Origin of the sequence: Streptomyces sp. NPDC051563, from assembly GCF_044454225.1 — a bacterium.
Taxonomy (GTDB): Bacteria; Actinomycetota; Actinomycetes; order Streptomycetales; family Streptomycetaceae; genus Streptomyces.
In genome coordinates, this window is the sequence record NZ_JBITDL010000056.1 from 1 (window position 1) to 20,441 (window position 20,441).

The 20,441-nt window shown below is 72.1% G+C and carries 17 protein-coding genes; 4 read left to right on the forward strand and 13 right to left on the reverse strand.

The window, feature by feature from the left end; translation table 11 throughout:
* Positions 1-157 precede the first annotated feature (157 nt).
* Positions 158-1,240 (reverse strand): sugar phosphate nucleotidyltransferase, encoded by a 1,083-nt coding sequence (locus ACIA8F_RS38025; protein ID WP_399385622.1) that lies wholly within the window; start codon positions 1,238-1,240, stop codon positions 158-160.
* A gap of 293 nt (positions 1,241-1,533) precedes the next feature.
* Positions 1,534-2,706 (reverse strand): acyl-CoA dehydrogenase family protein, encoded by a 1,173-nt coding sequence (locus tag ACIA8F_RS38030; protein ID WP_266878075.1) that lies wholly within the window; start codon positions 2,704-2,706, stop codon positions 1,534-1,536.
* A gap of 264 nt (positions 2,707-2,970) precedes the next feature.
* Between ACIA8F_RS38030 and ACIA8F_RS38035 the strand changes: the two genes are divergently transcribed.
* Positions 2,971-4,323: a UDP-glucose dehydrogenase family protein gene (locus ACIA8F_RS38035; protein WP_399385623.1), complete on the forward strand. Its 1,353-nt coding sequence runs from the start codon at positions 2,971-2,973 to the stop codon at positions 4,321-4,323.
* Positions 4,324-4,450: 127 nt separating this feature from the next.
* Complete coding sequence (locus ACIA8F_RS38040; protein ID WP_399385624.1) at positions 4,451-5,749, forward strand: glycosyltransferase 87 family protein; 1,299 nt, start codon at positions 4,451-4,453, stop codon at positions 5,747-5,749.
* Positions 5,750-5,756: 7 nt separating this feature from the next.
* On the opposite strand, the gene ACIA8F_RS38045 is transcribed toward ACIA8F_RS38040, so the two are convergent.
* The 4 genes from ACIA8F_RS38045 to ACIA8F_RS38060 form a co-directional block, all read right to left on the reverse strand.
* The gene (locus ACIA8F_RS38045; protein ID WP_399385625.1) at positions 5,757-6,842 is read right to left on the reverse strand and encodes a membrane dipeptidase; all 1,086 of its coding nucleotides are present in this window, start codon (positions 6,840-6,842) and stop codon (positions 5,757-5,759) included.
* 205 nt (positions 6,843-7,047) lie between these two features.
* Positions 7,048-8,250, reverse strand: coding sequence for a dipeptidase (locus ACIA8F_RS38050; RefSeq protein WP_399385626.1), 1,203 nt, complete (start codon positions 8,248-8,250; stop codon positions 7,048-7,050).
* Positions 8,247-8,783 carry a 5-(carboxyamino)imidazole ribonucleotide mutase gene (gene purE, locus ACIA8F_RS38055; protein WP_399385627.1) on the reverse strand — a complete coding sequence of 179 codons (537 nt, stop codon included), beginning with the start codon at positions 8,781-8,783 and terminating at the stop codon, positions 8,247-8,249. The genes ACIA8F_RS38050 and purE overlap by 4 nt, the downstream gene beginning before the upstream one ends.
* Positions 8,780-9,919: a 5-(carboxyamino)imidazole ribonucleotide synthase gene (locus ACIA8F_RS38060; RefSeq protein WP_399385628.1), complete on the reverse strand. Its 1,140-nt coding sequence runs from the start codon at positions 9,917-9,919 to the stop codon at positions 8,780-8,782. The genes purE and ACIA8F_RS38060 overlap by 4 nt, the downstream gene beginning before the upstream one ends.
* Before the next feature lie 221 nt (positions 9,920-10,140).
* Between ACIA8F_RS38060 and ACIA8F_RS38065 the strand changes: the two genes are divergently transcribed.
* The gene (locus tag ACIA8F_RS38065; protein ID WP_399385629.1) at positions 10,141-10,716 is read left to right on the forward strand and encodes a GtrA family protein; all 576 of its coding nucleotides are present in this window, start codon (positions 10,141-10,143) and stop codon (positions 10,714-10,716) included.
* A 36-nt stretch (positions 10,717-10,752) separates the two neighbouring features.
* Here ACIA8F_RS38065 and ACIA8F_RS38070 read toward each other — a convergent pair whose 3' ends face one another.
* Positions 10,753-12,018, reverse strand: a complete 1,266-nt coding sequence (locus tag ACIA8F_RS38070) for an ATP-binding protein (RefSeq protein WP_399385630.1) — start codon at positions 12,016-12,018, stop codon at positions 10,753-10,755.
* Between the two features lie 49 nt (positions 12,019-12,067).
* Positions 12,068-12,745 carry a response regulator transcription factor gene (locus tag ACIA8F_RS38075; RefSeq protein WP_250736849.1) on the reverse strand — a complete coding sequence of 226 codons (678 nt, stop codon included), beginning with the start codon at positions 12,743-12,745 and terminating at the stop codon, positions 12,068-12,070.
* A gap of 494 nt (positions 12,746-13,239) precedes the next feature.
* Between ACIA8F_RS38075 and ACIA8F_RS38080 the strand changes: the two genes are divergently transcribed.
* On the forward strand, positions 13,240-14,757 hold the full coding sequence (locus ACIA8F_RS38080; protein WP_399385631.1) for a peptide MFS transporter: 1,518 nt from the start codon (positions 13,240-13,242) through the stop codon (positions 14,755-14,757).
* A 96-nt stretch (positions 14,758-14,853) separates the two neighbouring features.
* Here ACIA8F_RS38080 and ACIA8F_RS38085 read toward each other — a convergent pair whose 3' ends face one another.
* From ACIA8F_RS38085 to hutI, 5 genes are all read right to left on the reverse strand, one after another.
* The gene (locus tag ACIA8F_RS38085; protein WP_399385632.1) at positions 14,854-16,137 is read right to left on the reverse strand and encodes a hypothetical protein; all 1,284 of its coding nucleotides are present in this window, start codon (positions 16,135-16,137) and stop codon (positions 14,854-14,856) included.
* The gene (locus tag ACIA8F_RS38090) at positions 16,134-17,228 is read right to left on the reverse strand and encodes a hypothetical protein (protein ID WP_399385639.1); all 1,095 of its coding nucleotides are present in this window, start codon (positions 17,226-17,228) and stop codon (positions 16,134-16,136) included. The genes ACIA8F_RS38085 and ACIA8F_RS38090 overlap by 4 nt, the downstream gene beginning before the upstream one ends.
* A gap of 77 nt (positions 17,229-17,305) precedes the next feature.
* Positions 17,306-18,352 (reverse strand): hypothetical protein, encoded by a 1,047-nt coding sequence (locus tag ACIA8F_RS38095; RefSeq protein ID WP_399385633.1) that lies wholly within the window; start codon positions 18,350-18,352, stop codon positions 17,306-17,308.
* A 17-nt stretch (positions 18,353-18,369) separates the two neighbouring features.
* Positions 18,370-19,050 carry an LPXTG cell wall anchor domain-containing protein gene (locus ACIA8F_RS38100; protein WP_399385634.1) on the reverse strand — a complete coding sequence of 227 codons (681 nt, stop codon included), beginning with the start codon at positions 19,048-19,050 and terminating at the stop codon, positions 18,370-18,372.
* Positions 19,051-19,227: 177 nt separating this feature from the next.
* Complete coding sequence (hutI, locus tag ACIA8F_RS38105) at positions 19,228-20,406, reverse strand: imidazolonepropionase (RefSeq protein ID WP_399385635.1); 1,179 nt, start codon at positions 20,404-20,406, stop codon at positions 19,228-19,230.
* Between the last annotated feature and the right edge of the window lie 35 nt (positions 20,407-20,441).

Sequence of the window (20,441 nt, forward strand, 5' to 3'; positions counted from 1 at the left end):
CCGTGGGCCACAGGCCGACGGCGCAGCCGTGGCGCCCCCCCCCCCCCCCGCCCCCCCCGCCCCCCGGCGGGGGCCCCGCCCCCGGGGGGGGGGCCCCGGGGGGGGGGCCCCCCGACACTCCTGCGGCGACTGCTCGGGCGTCTGCTCGGGCGGCCGCTCAGGCGTCGGAGGAGAAGCGGATCGCCGCGTCGGGCAGCTGCGCCCCGCACCAGACCCGGGCGCCGGCCCGGAGCTCGTTGTCGGCCCCCACGACGGCCGCGTCACCGATGACGGCGGCGTCCAGCACGGTCCGGGCGCCCACCGAGGCGCCGGCGCCGATCAGGCTGGCGGACACCTGCGCGTCCGGGCCGACGACCGCGTCCGCCAGCACGATGGAGCCCTGGACGACCGCACCCGCCTCGATGCGGGCTCCGGCGCCCACGACGGTGCCCCCCGACAGCTTGGCGCCGGCCGCGACGTGGGCTCCGGGCAGGACGAGGGACTCGCCGCGGCGGCCGGGGACGGCCGGGGAGGGGACGACCCCGCGGACCAGGTCGGCGGAGGCCTGGATGATCGCCTCGGGCTTGCCGAGGTCCATCCAGTAGGTGTTCTCGGTGACCCCGTGCAGGAGGGCGCCGGAGGCGAGCAGGCCGGGGAAGGTCTCGCGCTCCACGGACACGGACCGGCCGGCCGGGATGGTGTCGATCACGCTGCGCCGGAAGACGTAGCAGCCGGCGTTGATCTGGTCGGTGATGATCTCCTCGGGCGTCTGCGGCTTCTCGGTGAAGGCCAGCACCCGCCCGTGGCCGTCGGTGGGGACCAGGCCGAAGGCGCGCGGGTCGTCGACCCGCACCAGGTGCAGGGAGACGTCGGCGTCGGCCGCCTTGTGGGATTCGACGAGCCCGGCGATGTCCAGGCCGGTGAGGATGTCCCCGTTGAAGACGAGCACCGAGGAGTCCGGGTCGCCCGTGAGCAGCCGCGCCGCGTTGCGGATGGCGCCGCCGGTGCCGAGGGGTTCGTCCTCGACCACGTACTCCAGGTGGACGCCGAAGGCGGAGCCGTCCCCGAAGTAGGGCTCGAAGACCTCGGCGAGGTAGCAGGTGGCCATCACGATGTGCGTGACGCCTGCGGCGGCGGCGCGGGCTATCTGGTGGGCGAGGAAGGGCACGCCTGCCGTGTGGACCATCGGCTTCGGCGTGTTCACCGTGACGGGCCGCAGCCGCGTCCCCTGTCCGCCGACCAGCAGGATCGCTTCCGTCATTTGCGTTCTCCCCAACCGGTTCCGGCGTACGAAGGTCCAAATTTAGCCCATCCGGGGGGTCCCCAGGGGGCTGCTGTCCGATGAGTGCGGCCGTCTTCGCCGCTGCTCAGGGCGGTCGCGGCGGTCACGGGGGTCGGGCGGAGGGGGCTGCGCGGCCCGGCAGCTGCCGGGCGGAGCGCGGGAAGCGCCGTGCTCCCCGCCGGGCGCACAGCCTAGCCATGCCGTACGGGGCACGCGCGGCGCCCCCGGCATATGCCGGGGGCGCCGATGTTTCACACGGCCGGGGGGCCTGCCTACGGCAGGTTGCGGGCCATGACGATGCGCTGGACCTGGTTGGTGCCCTCGTAGATCTGGGTGATCTTCGCGTCGCGCATCATGCGCTCCACCGGGTAGTCCCGGGTGTAGCCGTAGCCGCCGAGGAGCTGGACCGCGTCCGTGGTGACCTCCATGGCCACGTCGGAGGCGAAGCACTTGGCGGCGGCGCCGAAGAAGGTGAGGTCCTCGTGCGGGCCGCCGCCGGAGACGCGCTCCGAGCGGGCCGCGGCCGAGTAGGTCAGCTGGCGGGCGGCCTCGATCTTCATGGCCATGTCCGCGAGCATGAACTGCACGCCCTGGAAGTCACCGATCGGCTTGCCGAACTGCTTGCGCTCCTGGACGTAGCCCTTGGCGTAGTCCAGGGCGCCCTGGGCGATGCCCAGCGCCTGGGCGGCGATGGTGATGCGGGTGTGGTCGAGGGTCTTCATCGCGGTGGCGAATCCGGTGCCCTCGGCGCCGATCATGCGGTCGGCGGGGATGCGGACGTTGTCGAGGTAGACCTCGCGCGTCGGGGAGCCCTTGATGCCGAGCTTCTTCTCCGGGGCGCCGAAGGAGACGCCCTCGTCGGACTTCTCGACGACGAAGGCCGAGATGCCCTTGGAGCGCTTCTCCGGGTCGGTGACGGCCATGACCGTGTAGTACTCGGAGACGCCGGCGTTGGTGATCCAGCGCTTGACGCCGTTGAGCACCCAGAAGTCCCCGTCGCGCACGGCGCGGGTCTTCATGCCCGCGGCGTCCGAGCCCGCGTCGGGCTCGGAGAGGGCGTAGGAGAACATCGCGTCGCCCTTGGCCAGCGGGCCCAGGTACTTGGCCTTGAGCTCCTCGGATCCGGAGAGGATGACCGGGAGCGAGCCGAGCTTGTTGACCGCCGGGATGAGGGAGGAGGAGGCGCAGACGCGGGCCACCTCCTCGATCACGATCACGGTGGCGAGGGCGTCGGCGCCCGCGCCGCCGTAGGTCTCGGGCACGTGGACGGCGTGCAGGTCGCTGGCGACGAGGGCGTCCAGGGCCTCCTGCGGGAAGCGGGACTCCTCGTCGACCGCGGCGGCGAAGGGCATGATCTTCGCCTCTGCGAGCGCGCGGACGGACTCGCGGAGCATGTCGTGCTCCTCGGCCGGGCGGTACAGGTCGAAGTCGGCAGAACCCGCCAAGATCTCTCACTCCCCAGGTGGTGCGTGGTGTTAACTACCGTTAAGTAGCCCAAGCTTAGTGTCCGCCCGCCGACCGCGACACGGGCGTCGCACGTGAGTTGCGTGACAGCGGGGCGCGCGGGGGGCACCGGAGGGGGCGGCGACGCAGTGGCCCCGGGGTGACGGACGGGCGGCGGACGGGTGACGGACTCCGGAATGCATCCCCGGTCACAGGCCCGACTATGCTCGGTTGCCGCGAACGGCCCCGCACCTCCAGGAGCACTCATGGCCCCCCTCAAGATCACTGTGATCGGCACCGGATACCTCGGCGCCACGCATGCCGCGGCAATGGCCGAGCTGGGCTTCGAGGTGCTCGGACTGGACGTGGTGCCGGAGAAGATCGCCATGCTCGCCGCCGGCCGCGTCCCCATGTACGAGCCCGGGCTGGAGGAGCTGCTCGCCGCCCACGTGGCCGGACTGCCGGGCTCCACGGGCCGGCTGCGCTTCACCACCTCATGGGAGGAGGTCGGCGCCTTCGGCGACGTCCACTTCGTCTGCGTGAACACCCCGCAGAAGCACGGCGAGTACGCCTGCGACATGAGCTACGTCGACTCCGCCGTGGAATCGCTCGCCCCGCACCTGACCCGGCCCGCCCTGGTCGTGGGCAAGTCCACCGTGCCCGTCGGCTCCGCCGAGCGCCTCGCCGCGAAGCTGACCGCGCTGGCCCCGGCCGGCGAGGAGATCGAGCTGGCCTGGAACCCGGAGTTCCTGCGCGAGGGCTTCGCCGTCCAGGACACCCTGCACCCCGACCGGATCGTCATCGGGGTCGACGACGAACGGGGCGAACGCGCCGAGAAGCTCCTGCGGGAGGTCTACGCGATCCCCATGGGCGAGGGCACCCCGCTGGTCGTCACCGACTTCCCGACCGCCGAGCTCGTCAAGACGGCCGCCAACTCCTTCCTCGCCACGAAGATCTCCTTCATCAACGCCATGGCCGAGGTCTGCGAGGCCGCCGGCGGCGACGTGGTGAAGCTGGCCGAGGCCATCGGCCACGACGAGCGCATCGGGAAGAAGTTCCTGCGCGCCGGCATCGGTTTCGGCGGCGGCTGCCTGCCCAAGGACATCCGCGCGTTCATGGCGCGGGCCGGCGAGCTCGGCGCCGACCAGGCGCTGACCTTCCTGCGCGAGGTCGACTCCATCAACATGCGCCGCCGCGGCCACATGGTCGAGCTGGCCCGCGACGCCGTCGGCGGCTCCTTCCTCGGCAAGCGGGTCGCCGTCCTGGGCGCCACCTTCAAGCCGGACTCCGACGACGTCCGCGACTCCCCCGCCCTGAACGTGGCCGGCCAGATCCACCTCCAGGGCGGCCAGGTCACCGTCTACGACCCCAAGGGCATGGACAACGCGCGCCGCGTCTTCCCCACCCTCGGGTACGCCGACACCGCCCTGGACGCCGCCCGCGGCGCCGAGGTCGTCCTCCACCTCACCGAATGGCGGGAGTTCCGCGACCTGGACCCCGCGGCCCTCGGCGAGGTCGTCACCGACCGGCTCGTCCTCGACGGCCGCAACGCCCTCGACCCCGCCCTGTGGCGCGCCGCCGGCTGGACGTACCGCGCGATGGGCCGTCCGCGCGCCTGACCTCCGGGTCCTTCCCCCGGCGGTCCTTGATCCGCTTCGTTCCGGAATGCACGGTTTCGCATCTCGTCACCGGATCGTTGGCAGGAGCCGCCGGGCCGCGCGCATTGGATCGCTAGACTCACGGCCGATGACCAGTACGAGCACGACCATCGACTCCGCACTCCGCGGGCGCGCCGGCCGCCTGGCCATGGCGGGCTTCTGGCTGGCCACCCGGACGCTGATGGTGGTCCTCCTGGTGGTGAACCTGCACGGCACCTCCTCGGTGCGCGTGGAGATCACCCAGACCTACAACAACTGGTACGACGTCCTCGTCACGGGGACCATGCCGCACGACGACGTCATGTGGCAGTACCCGCCGGCCGCGGCGGCGATCTTCCTGTCGCCCGACCTGCTCCCCTTCCTGAGCTACTTCCAGGCCTTCGTCGCGCTGACCGTGGTCTGCGACGCGCTGATCTGCGTCGGCCTGGTCCGGGCCGCCCGGCGCACCGACGGCAGCCTGGCCGGCGCCGTGCTGTGGCTGACGACGCTGCCGCTGCTGCTGTCGCTGCCCTTCGGCCGCTACGACCTCCAGGTCACCCTGCTCGCCGTCGGCTCGCTGCTGTGCCTGCGCTTCCGCCGCAAGCTCGGCGGAGTCCTCGCCGGAGTCGGCGCCCTGGTCAAGGTGTGGCCGCTGCTCACGCTCATCGGCACCCCGCGCGGCCGCACCACCCGCGACGCCGTCGTCTCGGCCGTGGCGGCCGGGGCCGTGCTGCTCGCCGTGCTCGCGCTGTTCTTCCGCGACACCCTGGGCTTCCTCGGCAACCAGGGCAACCGCGGCATCCAGGTCGAATCCCTCGGCGGCTCGGCCCTGATGTTCGGCAAGCTCGTCGGCGCCTGGTCCGGGAAGGTCGAAGTCCGCTACGGCGCCTACGAGTACCTCGGCCCGTACGTCTCCAGCGTCGCGCTGCTCTCCGTCGGCCTCACGGTCGCCGGGTTCGCGTGGCTGCTGCTGTGGCGGGTGAAGGCCCGGCGCTGGACCACCGCGACCCCGCTGGACGCCGCACTGTGCGCCATCCTCGTCTTCACCATCACCAGCCGCGTGCTCAGCCCGCAGTACCTGATCTGGCTGGTCGGTCTCGCGGCCGTCTGCCTGACCTGCAGGCACACCACGCAGCGGCCGGTGGCCTGGCTGATCGTCGCCTCGACCGCGCTCAGCACCGCGATCTACCCGCTCACCTACGGCTCGGAGATCCTCCCGGGCACCGGCTTCGGCACCTTCCTCCTGGTGCTCCGCAACGGGCTGCTGGGCTGGGCCGCCGTCTGGTCCTGCCTGCGCCTGTGGCGGGCGAGCGTGAGCCCCGTCCCCGGCACCGGGTCCGGGGCGGAGTCCGGAGCCTCCGCGGCCCCGGCGCCCAAGGCCGGGGCCGGAGTTCCGGCAGGCGTCTGAAGGCCGCTCAGGCCGCTCCGGACGCCCTGCGGTGCTGCGCCGCACGGGCCGTGAACTCCGCGTCCCGGACCACGCGCTGGGCGTTCCCCCAGGTCAGCAGCGCCAGGTCGGTCTCCGGCCAGCCCCGCTCCAGCAGTTCCGCGATCAGTCGCGGATAGCCCGAGGGATCGGTCAGCCCGGCCGGGCGGGGGGTGCCCGGCTCGGCGCCGAAGCCGGCGCCCAGGCCCACGCAGTGGGGGCCCGCGACGGCCCGTACGTGGTCCACGTGGTCCGCCACCGCGTGCAGGGAGTCCCCGGTCAGCGCGGTGTCGAAGCTGACCATCGCCAGGCCGTTCGCCGCCCGCAGCGCGAGCAGCACCTCGTCGGTCACGTTGTCCGGGTGCGGGTTGAGGGCGGCCGCCCCGGTGTGCGAGATGATCACCGGCGCCTTGGAGGCCGCGGCCAGCTGGCAGGCCGGCGCGGGCGGGCAGCCCCGGAGGTCCAGCAGCATCGCCAGCCGGTTCATCTCCTTGACCACCTCGTGGCCGAAGGCCGTCAGCCCCTCCGCCGCCCACGGCGCCCCGGCCGGCGCGAGGATCCGTACGCCCAGCGCGTGGAAGGCGCGCAGCGCACCCAGCGAGTCCGTCAGGGTGCGGCCGGGCACGGGCCCGAGGAGGGAGGCGATGCGGCCCCGGTTGCGGGCGTCCGCGAGGTCGTCGGCGGTCAGCGCGAGGCGGAGGCTGTCGGGGTAACGGCGCATCAGGGCCAGCGCCACGTCGATCTGTTCGAGGGTGTCGGACACCACCTGGTCGGTGGTCCCGGCCTCGCGCGGCATGAGCAGCGACCAGAACTGGGCGCCCACTCCCCCGGCGCGCAGCCGCGGGATGTCGGTGTCGACGCCCGTGTCCGAGGTCTCGATGTCGTGGTACGGACTCTCGCGCAGGGTCCGTACGAGGGTGTTGCAGCCATCCGCGACGGGATGGACGCTGAGCAGTGCGGCGGCCCGGTCAAGGGCGCCCGGGAGCAAGGTGCCGGTGGGATCCTCGGCTCCGAGGGAGCCCGGGCCCACGGGGGTCACCGGGTTCGCGTGCGGTTCGTCCTGCAGGTCGGCCATGGCGTGCGCTCCGGTCTCGGCGGCTGTGACGGTGCGAAAAGCAGCGGGAGAGAAGCAGGGAAGATGGTGCCACCGTGACATGTGGGACGCCGGAGGCGCCCGGCGGATGTGGCGTTCGGGTGTAACCGGCAGGTGTCCGCTGGTCACAGCCCGTACGCCCGATCCGCCGGGCGGGCCGGTCAGGAAGCGGCGGGGCTCCTCAGCCTCAGGCCGGGAGCACCGCGTTGGACGGGCCCCTGGAGGCCGACAGCTCGCGCGCCACCGCTTCGGCGTCGCGCAGCGTCCGTACGGCGTTCGACCAGGTCAGCTTGGCCAGGTCCGCCTTCGACCAACGGCGTGCGAGCAGCTCGGCGACCAGGTTGGGGTACCCGGCCACGTCGTCCAGCCCGGCCGGGGTGAAGGCGGTGCCGTCGTAGTCCCCGCCGATGCCGATGTGGTCGACGCCGGCCACCTCGCGCATGTGGTCGAGGTGGTCGGCGACCGTGGCGGCCGTGGCCACCGGGCGCGGGCGCGCCTCCTCGAAGGCCCGGTGCAGGGCCATCGCCCCGGGGGTGGTGTCGAGGTGGTGGAAGCCGTGCGCGCGCAGGTTCTCGTCGGCGGCCAGGGTCCACTCCACGGCCGCCGGGAGGATGAACTTGGGCACGAAGGTGGCCATCGCGATCCCGCCGTTGGCCGGCAGCAGCGCCAGCACGTCGTCGGGGATGTTGCGCACGTGGTCGCAGACGGCCCGGGCCGAGGAGTGCGAGAAGACCACCGGCGCGGCCGAGACCGCGAGCGCGTCGCGCATCGTGGTCGCGGCGACGTGCGAGAGGTCGACGAGCATGCCGATCCGGTTCATCTCCCGGACGACCTCGCGGCCGAACTCGCTGAGCCCGCCGTGCCGGGGCTCGTCGGTCGCCGAATCCGCCCAGTCGATGGTGTCGTTGTGCGTGAGCGTCATGTACCGCACGCCGAGCTGGTGCAGGGCCCGCAGGGTGGCGAGCGAGTTGTTGATGGAGTGCCCGCCCTCGGCGCCCATCAGCGAGGCGATCCGGCCCTGGGCGCGCGCCGCCTCCATGTCGTCGGCCGTCAGTGCCCGCACCAGGTCGTGCGGATAACGCTCGATCAGCTGGGCGACGACGTCGATCTGCTCCAGGGTGGCGCTGACCGCCTCGTCGCCCGCGTAGTCGGAGCGCACGTAGACCGACCAGAACTGCGCGCCGACCCCGCCGGCGCGCAGCCGGGGGATGTCGGTGTGCAGGTGGCCCTTCTGGTCGCGGCCGATGTCGCGCCGGTCCAGGTCGTAGCGGACCGTCTCGCGCAGGGCCCAGGGCAGGTCGTTGTGTCCGTCGACGACCGGGTGCTCGGCGAGCAGTTCGCGCGCCGCGTCCAGGTGCCCGGACGCGTCCGCCGCCCCTGCGGGGCTCACTTGCCGAATCCGAACGACTCCTGGCCGGCGACCTTGTTGCGCAGCCGCTTGCCCTTCTCGGTGGCCTGGTCGTTGAGGTCCTGGAGGAAGTCGGTCATGCGGGTCCGCAGCTCCGGATCGTGCGCGGCGAGGATCCGTACGGCGAGCAGCCCGGCGTTGCGGGCCCCGGCGATCGAGACGGTGGCGACGGGGATCCCGGCCGGCATCTGGACGATCGACATCAGGGAGTCCATGCCGTCGAGGTACTTCAGCGGGACCGGTACGCCGATGACCGGCAGCGGGGTGACGGAGGCGAGCATGCCGGGCAGGTGGGCCGCCCCGCCCGCGCCCGCGATGATCGCCTTGAGGCCGCGCCCGTCGGCCTGCTCCCCGTACGCGATCATCTCGCGCGGCATCCGGTGCGCGGAGACCACGTCGACCTCGTAGGGGATCTCGAACTCGTCGAGGGCCTGGGCGGCGGCCTCCATGACGGGCCAGTCGGAGTCCGATCCCATGACGATGCCGATGACGGGAGCTGCTGCGGAGGTGCTCATTCTTGGATGGTTCCTCTGAGGTAGCCGGCTGCATGACGTGCGCGCTCCAGCACATCGTCCAGGTCGTCGCCGTAGGTGTTGACGTGGCCGACCTTGCGGCCTTGTTTCACGTCCTTGCCGTACATGTGGATCTTCAGCTGCGGGTCGTGGGCCATGCAGTGGAGGTACGCCGCGTACATGTCGGGGTAGTCCCCGCCGAGCACGTTGGCCATGACCGTCCAGCGGGCGCGGGGCCGCGGGTCGCCGAGGGGCAGGTCCAGGACGGCCCGTACGTGGTTGGCGAACTGGGAGGTGATGGCACCGTCCTGCGTCCAGTGGCCGCTGTTGTGCGGGCGCATCGCCAGTTCGTTGACCAGGATCCGGCCGTCGGTGGTCTCGAAGAGCTCGACGGCCAGGTGGCCGGTCACGTCGAGTTCCTTGGCGATGCGCAGGGCCAGGGCCTGTGCCTCGCCGGCGAGGGCCTCCGAGAGGTTCGGGGCGGGGGCGATGACCGTGTCGCAGACGCCGTCGACCTGGATGGACTCCACGACGGGGTAGGACACGGCCTGGCCGTGCGGGGAGCGGACGATGTTGGCCGCGAGCTCGCGGACGTAGTCCACCTTCTCCTCGGCCAGGACCGGGACGCCCGCCTTGAACGGGGCCTCGGCGTCCGCCTGCGTACGGACGAACCACACGCCCTTTCCGTCGTACCCGCCGCGCACCGTCTTGAGGATGACGGGGAACCCGCCGACCTCTTCGGCGAAGGCCGCCGCGTCCGCCGGATCGCTCACGATCCGGTGGCGGGGGCTGGGTGCGCCGATCTCGTCGAGCTTGGCGCGCATCACCCCCTTGTCCGCGGCGTGCACCAGCGCGTCGGGCCCGGGGCGGACGGAGACGCCGTCGGCTTCCAGGGCCCGCAGGTGCGCGATGGGCACGTGCTCGTGGTCGAAGGTGATCACGTCACAGTCGCGCGCGAAGGCGCGGAGGGTCTCCAGATCGCGATAGTCGCCGATGACGACGTCGCTCACGACCTGGGCCGCCGAGTCCTGTGGGGTGTCACTGAGGATCTTGAATCTGATGCCGAGGGGGATACCCGCCTCGTGGGTCATGCGGGCGAGCTGTCCGCCGCCGACCATGCCGACTACCGGGAACGTCACTCCTCCAGGGTATCCGGCGGTATTCCGCCATCCGGACCCGCATCGCAACGCCCCTGGCCGGTACCCGTCGGTCGTGTGCGGCGGGTGTGCCGTGTGTCGCACGGTGTGCGAAGGCGCAGACGTACCGATGGGGCGACACTTAGCATGGGCGCGCAGGAACAAACGCAGGAACAACGTGCGACGCCTCATACGGGGGCCCCGAAGACAGGACTGAGCCTCATATGAGCAAGCCGGAGAGCGGATCCGTCCTCGACCGCGTGCGCGGGCTCGCACGCGAGCTCGTCAGGTTCGGGGCCGTCGGCGGGCTGGGAGTCCTGGTCAACCTGGGCGTCTTCAACCTGATCCGGCAGGTCACCGACCTCCAGCTGGTGCGCGCGAGCGTGATAGCCACCCTGGTGGCCATCGTCACGAACTACCTGGGCTTCCGCTACTTCGCCTACCGGGACCGGGCCGACCGGACCGGGGCGGGCCGCACCCGTGAGCTCGGGCTGTTCGTCGCGTTCAGCGCGATCGGGCTCGTGATCGAGAACGGCATCCTCTACACGGCCACGTACGGCTTCCACTGGGACGGGCCGCTCGCCTCGAACTTCTTCAAGTTCACCGGCATCGGCATCGCGACCGTGTTCCGCTTCTGGTCCTACCGCACCTGGGTCTTCAAGGCGCTGCCCGCGCCGGCCGCGGCCTCGCTGGTCGTCGAACAGCGCGACGGCCAGGCTCCGGGGGCTCCCGGAGCTCCTGCGGCTCCTGTGAGCGCGCAGGCCCCGGTGGCGCGGACCCCGGAGACCGCCGCGAACTGACGCAGCCCGAACCCCGCTCCCCGCCCGCGGCCGCTCTCAGCGGACCGTGTGCTCCGGTTCGGGGCGCTGGGGCGCGGTCCGGCTGAGGAACAGGGCGAACACCGGCGGGCGGGTCTGGAGCAGCTCCAGGCGGCCGCCGTCGGCCTCCGCGAGGTCGCGGGCGACTGCGAGGCCGATGCCGGTGGAGTTGCGGCCGCTGATGGCCCGCTCGAAGATCCGGTTGCCGAGGTCCGGCGGGACGCCCGGTCCCTCGTCGGTGACCTCCAGTACGGCCTGGTTGCCGATGACGCGGGTGCGCAGGGCCACGGTGCCGCCGCCGTGCATGAGGGAGTTCTCCACCAGGGTCGCCAGGACCTGCGAGACCGCGCCCGGGGTGCCCACGGCGCGGATTCCGGTCTTCCCGGAGCGGACGACGGCCCGGCCGGCGCTGCGGTAGGCGGGGCGCCACTCCTCCAGCTGCTGCTTGACGACCTCGTCCAGGTCGAAGGGGACGGCCGAGCCCGTGCGCGGGTCCCTGGAGTTCGTCAGGAGCCGCTGGACCACGTCCGTGAGCCGTTCCACCTGGGTCAGGGCGATCGTCGCCTCCTCCCGTACGGTCTCCAGGTCGTCGGTGACGGTGATCTCCTCCAGCCGCATCGACAGGGCCGTGAGCGGGGTGCGCAGCTGGTGCGAGGCGTCCGCGGCGAGGCGCCGCTCGGCGGTGAGCATGCGGCCGATCCGCTCGGCGCTGGAGTCCAGTACGTCGGCGACCCGGTCCAGCTCGGGGACCCCGTACCGCTTGTGGCGGGGCCGCGGGTCGCCCGATCCGAGGCGTTCGGCCGTCTCGGCGAGGTCGGTCAGCGGGGAGGCCAGGCGGTTGGCCTGCCGTACGGCGAGCAGGACGGCCGCCACGACGGCGAGCAGGGCGACGGCGCCGACCACGGCCAGGGTGCGGCCGACCTCGCGGGTGACGGTGGAGCGGGACTCCTCCACCGTGACGACCTCGCCCCGCTCGCCGCGGGCGGTGCCCCGGATGACGCTGTCGGCGATGGGCGTCCCGATCTCGACCGTTTCCCGGCCGGGGATCGTGATCCGGGCGTACCGGCCGGCGCCGAGCTGTCCGAAGAGCGCGTCGGCGTCGACCGGCTTCTTCTCCAGGACGTCGCTCTCGACGATGCCCACCAGCCGCAGCGCCTCGGACTCGATGCGGTCCTGGGCGCTGCTGGTGATGGTGCGGGTCTCGACGATGACGAGGGAGACCCCGAAGACGGCGATGACGACGAGCACCACGGCGAGCGTGGAGTTGATCAGACGGCGGCGCATGTCTCCGAGAATGCCCTAGTCGTCCCTGGTGATGCGGTCCCGCGCGGTTTCAGCTCTTCTCGAAGCGGAAGCCGACTCCGCGGACGGTGGCGATGTAGCGGGGGTTGGCCGCGTCGTCGCCGAGCTTCTTGCGCAGCCAGGAGATGTGCATGTCGAGGGTCTTGGTGGAGGACCACCAGGTGGTGTCCCAGACCTCGCGCATGAGCTGGTCGCGGGTGACGACCCGGCCGGCGTCGCGGACCAGGACCCGCAGCAGGTCGAACTCCTTCGCCGTGAGCTGGAGCTCCTCCTCGCCCATCCAGGCGCGGTGCGATTCGACGTCGATGCGCACCCCGTGGGTGGCCGGGGCCTGGGAGGCCTCGTTGGCGCCGCGCCGCAGGAGGGCCCGGACCCGGGCGAGCAGCTCGGCGAGCCGGAAGGGTTTGGTCACGTAGTCGTCGGCGCCCGCGTCCAGGCCCACGACCGTGTCGACCTCGTCGGCACGGGCGGTGAGGACCAGGATCGGGAAACCGTGGCCCTCGGCGCGCAGCCGGCGGGCGACCTCCAGCCCGTCCATGCCCGGCAGGCCCAGGTCCAGCACGACGAGGTCGATGCCGCCCTGCAGTCCCGCGTCCAGGGCGGTGGGGCCGTCCTCCCGGACCTCGACCTCGTACCCTTCCCGGCGCAGGGCGCGGGCCAGGGGTTCCGAGATGGATGCGTCGTCCTCGGCGAGCAGTACACGCGTCATGTGGGTGATGGTAGTCCGCGGCGGGGGAAAGAAGAGGCCCACCTGCAAGTCCCTGTCTATCTGGGCTTATCAACTCCTCACGACCTTCGAATGTGGCCGATTGGTTCCACCGGCGCCTGTGATCCATATCTCAAGTGCTTTCATATGCGCCACTGTCGTGTCGTATGGTGTCGAGACGCCTGATGCACTACCTCCAAGAGACTTTCGAGCGAAAACCAGCCGAAAGTCTCTATTTCTGCCCTGATCGGGCAGGCATTGTTATCGCACGCCCGTTCCGGGCAGCAGATGACAGTGAATGACCTATGGGCCGGGCCCTTCGCGCGATGGAGCGCGGCGGGCGTGGATCCCGGTGTCGGATGTTCCTTCGTCTTCGCCCCCGCGGAGCGAACCCCCCGGGCGTGGGGGCCGGAGCAACCGAAGCCGGTACCGGCCACCCCTCACCGGGCGCCGTTGAGCTCACGAAGCCGCGCGTCCCGAGCAAGCAAGGATCGACCATGGCTTCCAGCCTGACGAAGGGCTCGGCGGACCCGTCCACCGAGAAGACCTTCTTCGGACACCCCCGTGGCCTGGCCACTCTGTTCATGACCGAGATGTGGGAGCGGTTCTCCTACTACGGCATGCGCGCCCTCCTCGTGTACTACCTGGTCTCGGGCGGCGCCGACGCCGCCACGGGCAGCCAGGGCGGCGGCCTCGCGATGACCGCGGCGACGACCACGGCGATCTACTCCGTGTACGTCTCCATGGTCTACCTGATGGCCATGCCGGGCGGATGGTTCGGTGACCGCGTCTGGGGCGCCCGCAAGACGGTCGCCATCGCCGGCTTCGTGATCATCGCCGGTCACATCTCGCTGGCCGTGCCGGGCCAGGCGATGTTCTTCGTCGGTCTGATCCTCGTCGCAGCCGGTTCCGGCCTGCTGAAGGCCAACATCTCCACGATGGTCGGCCACCTGTACGACGGTCCCGAGGACCCGCGCCGTGACGGTGGCTTCACGCTCTTCTACATCGGCATCAACCTCGGTGCCTTCGTCGCTCCGTTCGTCGTCGGAACGGTCGGCAAGGAGCACAACTGGCACATGGGCTTCGCCCTCGCGGCGGTCGGCATGGCGCTGGGTCTCGCCCAGTTCCTGCTCGGCACCAAGCACCTGAGCCCCAAGAGCAGCCTGGTCCCGAACCCGCTGTCCGCCGAGGAGCGCAAGTCCGTCCTCACGAAGGTCGCGCTCGCGGCCGTGGGCATCGCCGTCTTCTACGGCGCCGTGGTCGCCCTGGGCGCCTACACGCTGAACTGGGCCCTGGTCCCGCTGACGCTGGCCGGCCTGTTCATCCCGGTCGCCGTCCTGGCGCGCATCAAGCGCGACAAGGAGCTGTCGGGCACCGAGCAGTCGAAGATGACCGCGTACATCTTCTTCTTCATCGCCGCCGCCGTCTTCTGGATGATCTACGACCAGGGTGGTTCCACCCTGTCGCTGTTCGCCGATGACAAGACCGCCGACACCGTCTTCGGCCTCGGCTTCTCGGCCACCTGGTACCAGTCGCTGAACCCGCTGTTCGTGATGACCCTGGCCCCGGTCTTCGCCTGGCTGTGGCTGTGGCTGGCCCGCAAGAACCAGGAGCCGAACACCATCGTGAAGTTCTCGATGGGTCTGGTCCTGGTCGGCGCCTCGTTCTTCGTCTTCATCGTCCCGATGAACATGGCGGGCGACGGCACCATGGTCTCCCCGATGTGGCTCGTCTCGATCTACATGATCCAGACCATCGGTGAGCTGTGCCTCTCCCCGGTCGGCCTCTCGGTCACCACGAAGATGGCGCCGCAGAAGTACGCCTCCCAGATGATGGGCGTCTGGTTCCTCGCGGTCACCGCCGGTGACTGCATCACCAGTCTGCTCTCCATCGCCAAGGTGGACCTGAACGGCACCTGGATCATCGGCTTCGAGGCCCTGGCCGCGGTGCTCGCCGGCCTCGCGGTCTACGCGTACCGCAAGAAGGTCCAGGCCCTGATGGGCACCGTGCACTGACGCACCCGGCCTTCCGCGCGAACGGCCCGGCACACCGAAAGGCGTGCCGGGCCGTTCCGTTGTCCGCGGGCCGGGCCGTTGCCCGCGGAGGCACGGTTACCGCCGGCCGCGCAGGCGGCGCCACGGGGTGAAGGTGAAGACGGCCGCGCCGAGCAGCATGACGGTGCCGGCGACCAGGGCCAGGGCCTTGATGCCGCCCTCGTCCGAGGCCCCGGTCTGGGCGAGGCCGCCCGCGGTGCCCGAGCCGCTGCCCGAGCCACTGCCCGAGCCGGAGGTGCCGGAGCCGCCGGGCTGGGCGGCGGTGTCCAGCGTGAGCGAGGCCGTGGCTCCGCTCGCGGTGCAGGGCACCACGATCGGGGCGGCACCCGGAGCCATGACCACGCTGATCGTCAGCTTGTCCGGGGTCAGCGTGGTCTTGCCGGTCATGCCCGGCTTGTAGGTGCCCTTCATGTCACTGAGGCTGACCGGCGCACCGGCCTTGATCGGCTCGGGGTTGCCCGGGCCGCTCACCTTGACGGTGCCGCTGTCGGCGCCGCCGAGCTTGATGTCCAGCGCGGGCTGGAGCGCGCCCGCCGGAAGGTCGGCGGGGCTGTTCATGACGCCCTTGGCGGTCGTGGCGGTCAGGTCGTAGCTGCCGCCGTTCTTCTTCGCGTTGATCGTCACCCTGCCCTTCAGCGGGCCGTTGGGCATGAAGGCTCCGCAGTCGAAGGTGACGTCCACGGGCTTGCCCGGGAAGTCGGTCTGGCCCCCACCGGTCGGGGACGGGGCGGGGCTGGTGGCCGGCGGGGTGGTCGGGGGCTTGCTGGTGGGCGGCGGGCTGGTGGGGGGCTTGCTGGTCGGCGGCGGGCTGGTGGGCGGCGTGGTGCCGCCCCCGACCGTCACGTCCAGTTCCAGGGACGGCTTGGGGCTGTTGCCCGGGGTGCAGGTGGAGGTCGTCCCCAGCGCCTTGATCAGCAGGACGCCGGCGGTGAAGGTGACCTTGCCGGACTTCTTGGGCGTGTACGTGCCCGAGAGATCGCTGATCTTGATGGGAGTGTTGGCCGGGATCTTCTCGGGGTTGGCCGGGCCGGTGACATCGAGCGCCCCGGTGTCGTCACCGCCCAGAACGATCTTCGCGCTCGGGGTCATCGAGCCCGCCTCGAGCGCGACGGGGCTGGAGGAGACGCCCTTCTGGAAGGACATCGTCACCTTGTACCCGCTGCCCTCCTTGACGGCCTTGATGTCGATCGGCGAGACCGCCGACTTGGAGCCGATGGGCGTCTGGCAGTCGTACTTGACCTCGACCACCTCCGCCTGAGCCGGCGTGGCCCCCATGACGATGCCCGCGCCGCCGAGCAGCAGCGCGACCGCGGCCGCGCTCGCCCTCCGTTGGGTTTTCACTGAAGTCCCTTCGTCGTCGGACTGTTCTCAGACGGTGCGGACGTCTGTGGTGCAGTTGCCTGTGATGGCGCTGTCCCCGGCGCGCTGTCCGGGGTGAACCACGGCAGGGCCGCCGTGGTGGTCTGTGGGGGGTCGGCCTTCGGGACCCGTACGGGGCCGCGCGCGGGTCCCCGTACCGCCGGGATCCGGGGCAGCCGGGCGGTCACCGCCGCCGCCGGATCGGGCTGCGGGCGGTGGCCGCGGTGGCGGCCGCCCGGCGAGAGGCCCGCGCGCGGGCGGACCCTGTCGACGACGGCCATGCCGATCCGGAAGATCCCGGCCGGGATCACCAGCAGGAGCAGGCCCCAGAACAGCAGCACCCCGTACGGGCGGGCCACGCCCCAGGGCTGGGTGGCCAGCACCGTCTCCCCGTACTTGAGGGAGAGGGTGTAGTCCCCGTGGGCGCCGGCCGTCAGGGTGGCGTCGAGGGCCACCTCCGCCTTGCCGCCGGGCGGGATGGTGCCCTTCCAGCGGACCTCCTCCCAGGTCGGCGCGAACACCCCGTGGGCGGTGCCGAGCTGGAAGACCGGGTCCTTGACCGCGGCGGAGCCGAGATTGCCCACGGTGACCGTGAACTTCCGGCCGGGCGGGGCCCCGAACCAGGTCAGCACCCCGTCCTCGCCCTTGAGGCGCACCCCGGTGAGCAGGGCGAGCCGGGCCGTGCCGCCCTCGGCGGGCAGGTCGGCCACCGGGTGGTCGGTGATCTTCAGCGCGGCCGCGACGGTGGACTGGTCCCCGTTGACGGAGGTCACGTTGACCACGCAGGGGCAGGGCTTGGGCGGGGCGACCACCGGGAGCCGGGCGGAGAAGTGCCCGTCGTCGGCGACCGAGACGGCCACCCCGTCGGCGTTGGCGCAGCTGTTGGTGCCGCCGATCATGTTCTGCCCGCAGACCAGCAGCATCACCATGGTCTTGGCCCGCCAGCCCGTTCCGGTGACGGCCAGCTCCGTGCCCTTGGCGGCCTCCTGGAGCGAGAGGGCCACGGCGGGTTTGGGCCCGTCGTCCGCGGCGGACGGGGCCGCCGCGAACAGCGTCAGCGCGCACACCGCCAGCCCCGCCGCCAGCCCCGCGCGTCCCGCGGCGGCCAGGGCCCTGATCCTGCCGCCGTGTCTCCCACCGGCCTTGGCGCTCACCTGGGTGCTCCCGTCAACTCGTGTTCCGGCGCTGGGGCTTCTTCGGGTACGGCGCTCCCGTGCGGGCCGGGCGCGGACCCCGGTCCGGACCCCGGTCCGGACCCGTCGCCGGACCGGGTCCGCCGCTTGCGTTCGAGGAGCAGCGCGGCCGCCGCGACGGCGCCGAGGCCCAGCAGCCCGAGGCCGGTGGCGCCCGCGATGCCCCACGGCACGAACCAGGCCGAGGTGCTCCCCGTGGCGCGGGCGCCGCCGGGGGCCGTGACGGTGAGGGTCAGGGCGACCCGGTCGAACACCGGCGCGCCGGGCCAGGGTTCGGTCAGCTCCACGCGCTGGCCCGGCAGCACCTCGACCGGCAGGGTGCGGATGCTGCGGCCCGCGACCTTGCCGAGGGTTCCCTCGGCGCTGATGGCGAGCTCGGGGGCGAGGGCCACGTTGCCGCGGTTGACCAGGGTGTACGCCACGCGCGCATGAGCGCCCTTGCCCCGTACGGAGACGTCCTCGACCGTGAGCGCCGCCAGCGCCGGGCCGCCGATGCGCAGGTGGACCCGTACGCCCACCTCGCGGCCGGACTCGGTGGCGACGACGGCGGCCGGGTGGTCCCCGGGCGGGGAGCCGGGCGGCACGGTGACGGTGAAGGGGACCACCGCGCGGGTGTGCGGCGGGACCTTGACCGTGGTGCCCGCGCCGAAGCTGATCCAGCGGCCCGCGCCGGTGGACTCCTTGTCGGGGCGCACGGCGAAGGCGCCGGCGGCCGTGTTGTAGGCGTCGGCGCCGCGCAGGGCGATGGTGTGCTCCCGGTCGCTGGTGTTGGCCAGGGCGAGGCGGTCCTCCAGCACCGTGCCGGAGGTGCCCGAGAGGTAGAAGTACGGGCGGGCCCCGGACTTCGCCGCCGCCGGGGCGCTCCCGGCGGCGGGCTCGGCGGTCCAGCCGGGCTCGTCGGCGGCGGCCGGGGCCGTCACCGCGCAGGAGAGCACGCCGACGACGGCGGCCACGGCGGCGAGGAGCAGCCCGCCGGGCCTGCGGGGCGAGGGGAGCACGGACATGACCGGGTGCGCTCCGTTCAGGACCGGGCCCGCTGGCCGCGGCGGGTCAGCCAGAGCACGCCGGCCGCGCCGGAGAGGAGCACGGTGGCGCCGAGGGTTCCGAGGGCGATGGCGGAGTCCTCGGGGCCGGTCTGCGGGAGGCTGTCCCCGGTGGAGCCCGTGGATCCGGTGGAGCCGGTGGCGCCGCCGGAGCCCGTCACGTCGAGTTCGAGGGACGGCTTGGGGCTGTTGCCCGGGGTGCAGGTGGTGGTCGTACCCATCGCCTTGATCGTGAGCATGCCCGCGGTGAGGGTGACCTTGCCGGACTTCTTGGGCGTGTACGTGCCCGAGAGGTCGGAGATCTTGATCGGGGTGTTGGCCGGAATGGCCTCGGGGTTGGGCGGACCGGAAACCGGTACCGACACCTTCTCCGCACCGTCGACCAGGATCACGGCGCTGGGCGTCATCGCGCCCTTGCCGAGCTCGATGGGGCTGGAGGAGACCCCCTTCTGGAAGGACATCGTCAGCTTGTAGCCGCTGCCCTCCTTGACTCCTTTGATCTCGATCGGCGAGACCGCCGATTTGTCCCCGATGGGGGTCTTGCAGTCGTACTGGACGTCTACGACGGCGGCATGGGCTGCAGGGGCGGCCAGCAGTACCGCCGCCCCCGCCAGCGCGGAGGCCAGCGCGAGCGCGGTGGAACGTTTCCGGTCGGACACCTTCGTCTTCCCCTCGAACCTTGGGCCACAAGTTACTGACGGCACATCAGATTGGTGGCTCAAGGTAGCCCCGGGGCCCTACGGAGGGAAGACAAAGGACAGCGCCGTATCAACAGCCCGTCCATACGCCGCAGGCCGCCCCGGGGGGCGGCCTGCGGCGTATGGATCACGGCTGTTTCAGGCCGTTTTGATGCCCTTCTGCCAGACCGCCGAGACCAGCGGGACACCCGGCCGGTAGGCGAGGTGGACGTGGCTGGGGGCGTCGATCAGGGCCAGGTCGGCGCGGGCGCCGGGGGTCAGGATGCCGATGTCGGTGCGGCGCAGGGCGCGGGCACCGCCGGCGGTGGCGGACCACAGGGCCTCGTCCGGGGTCATCCCCATGTCGCGGACGGCGAGGGCGATGCAGAACGGCATCGAACTCGTGTAGGAGGAGCCCGGGTTGCAGTCGGTCGACAGCGCCACTGTCGCCCCCGCGTCGAGGAGCCGGCGGGCATCGGGCCACTGGGCGCGGGTGGAGAACTCGGCACCGGGCAGCAGGGTGGCGACGGTGGTGCCGGCCGCCTGGGCGAGGGCGTCCACGTCTGCGTCGGTGAGGTGGGTGCAGTGGTCGGCGGAGGCCGCCTCCAGCTCGACGGCGAGCTGGACGCCGGGACCGTAGGAGAGCTGGTTGGCGTGGACGCGCGGGATCAGCCCGGCGGCGGCCCCGGCGGTGAGGATCGCCCGGGCCTGGTCGCCGTCGAAGGCGCCCTTCTCGCAGAACACGTCCACCCAGCGGGCGTACGGGGCGCAGGCGGTCAGCATCTCGCCGGTGACGAGGGCCACGTAGCCGGCCGGGTCGTCCGCGTAGTCCGGGGAGACGATGTGCGCGCCGAGGTAGGTGACCTCCTCGGTGTGCGCGGCGGCGATGCGGAGGGCTCGTGCCTCGTCCTGGACGGTGAGGCCGTAGCCGGACTTGGTCTCGAAGGTGGTGGTGCCCTGGCGGCGGGCCTCGTGGAGGTGGCGCACCAGGTTCGCCTCGAGCGCGGCGTCGGAGGCGGCGCGGGTGGCGGCGACGGTGGTGCGGATGCCTCCGGCGGAGTAGCTGCGGCCCGACATGCGGGCGTTGAACTCGGCGGTGCGGTCGCCCGCGAAGACGAGGTGGGAGTGGGAGTCGACGAAGCCGGGGATCGCGGCCCGGCCCTCGGCGTCGTACGCCGTGTCCGTGGCGGGGGCCCTGTCGGCGGGGCCGACCCAGGTGATGGTGTCGCCGTCGATGACCACGGCCGCGTTCTGGATCAGGCCGAGGGGGGTGCCGTCGCCCTGGGCGGGATCGTTGGTGACGAGGCTGCCGATGTTGGTGATGGCTGTGGTGGTCATGGTCCCTCGGAGTCGTCGAGTGGTTTGTTCCCCCG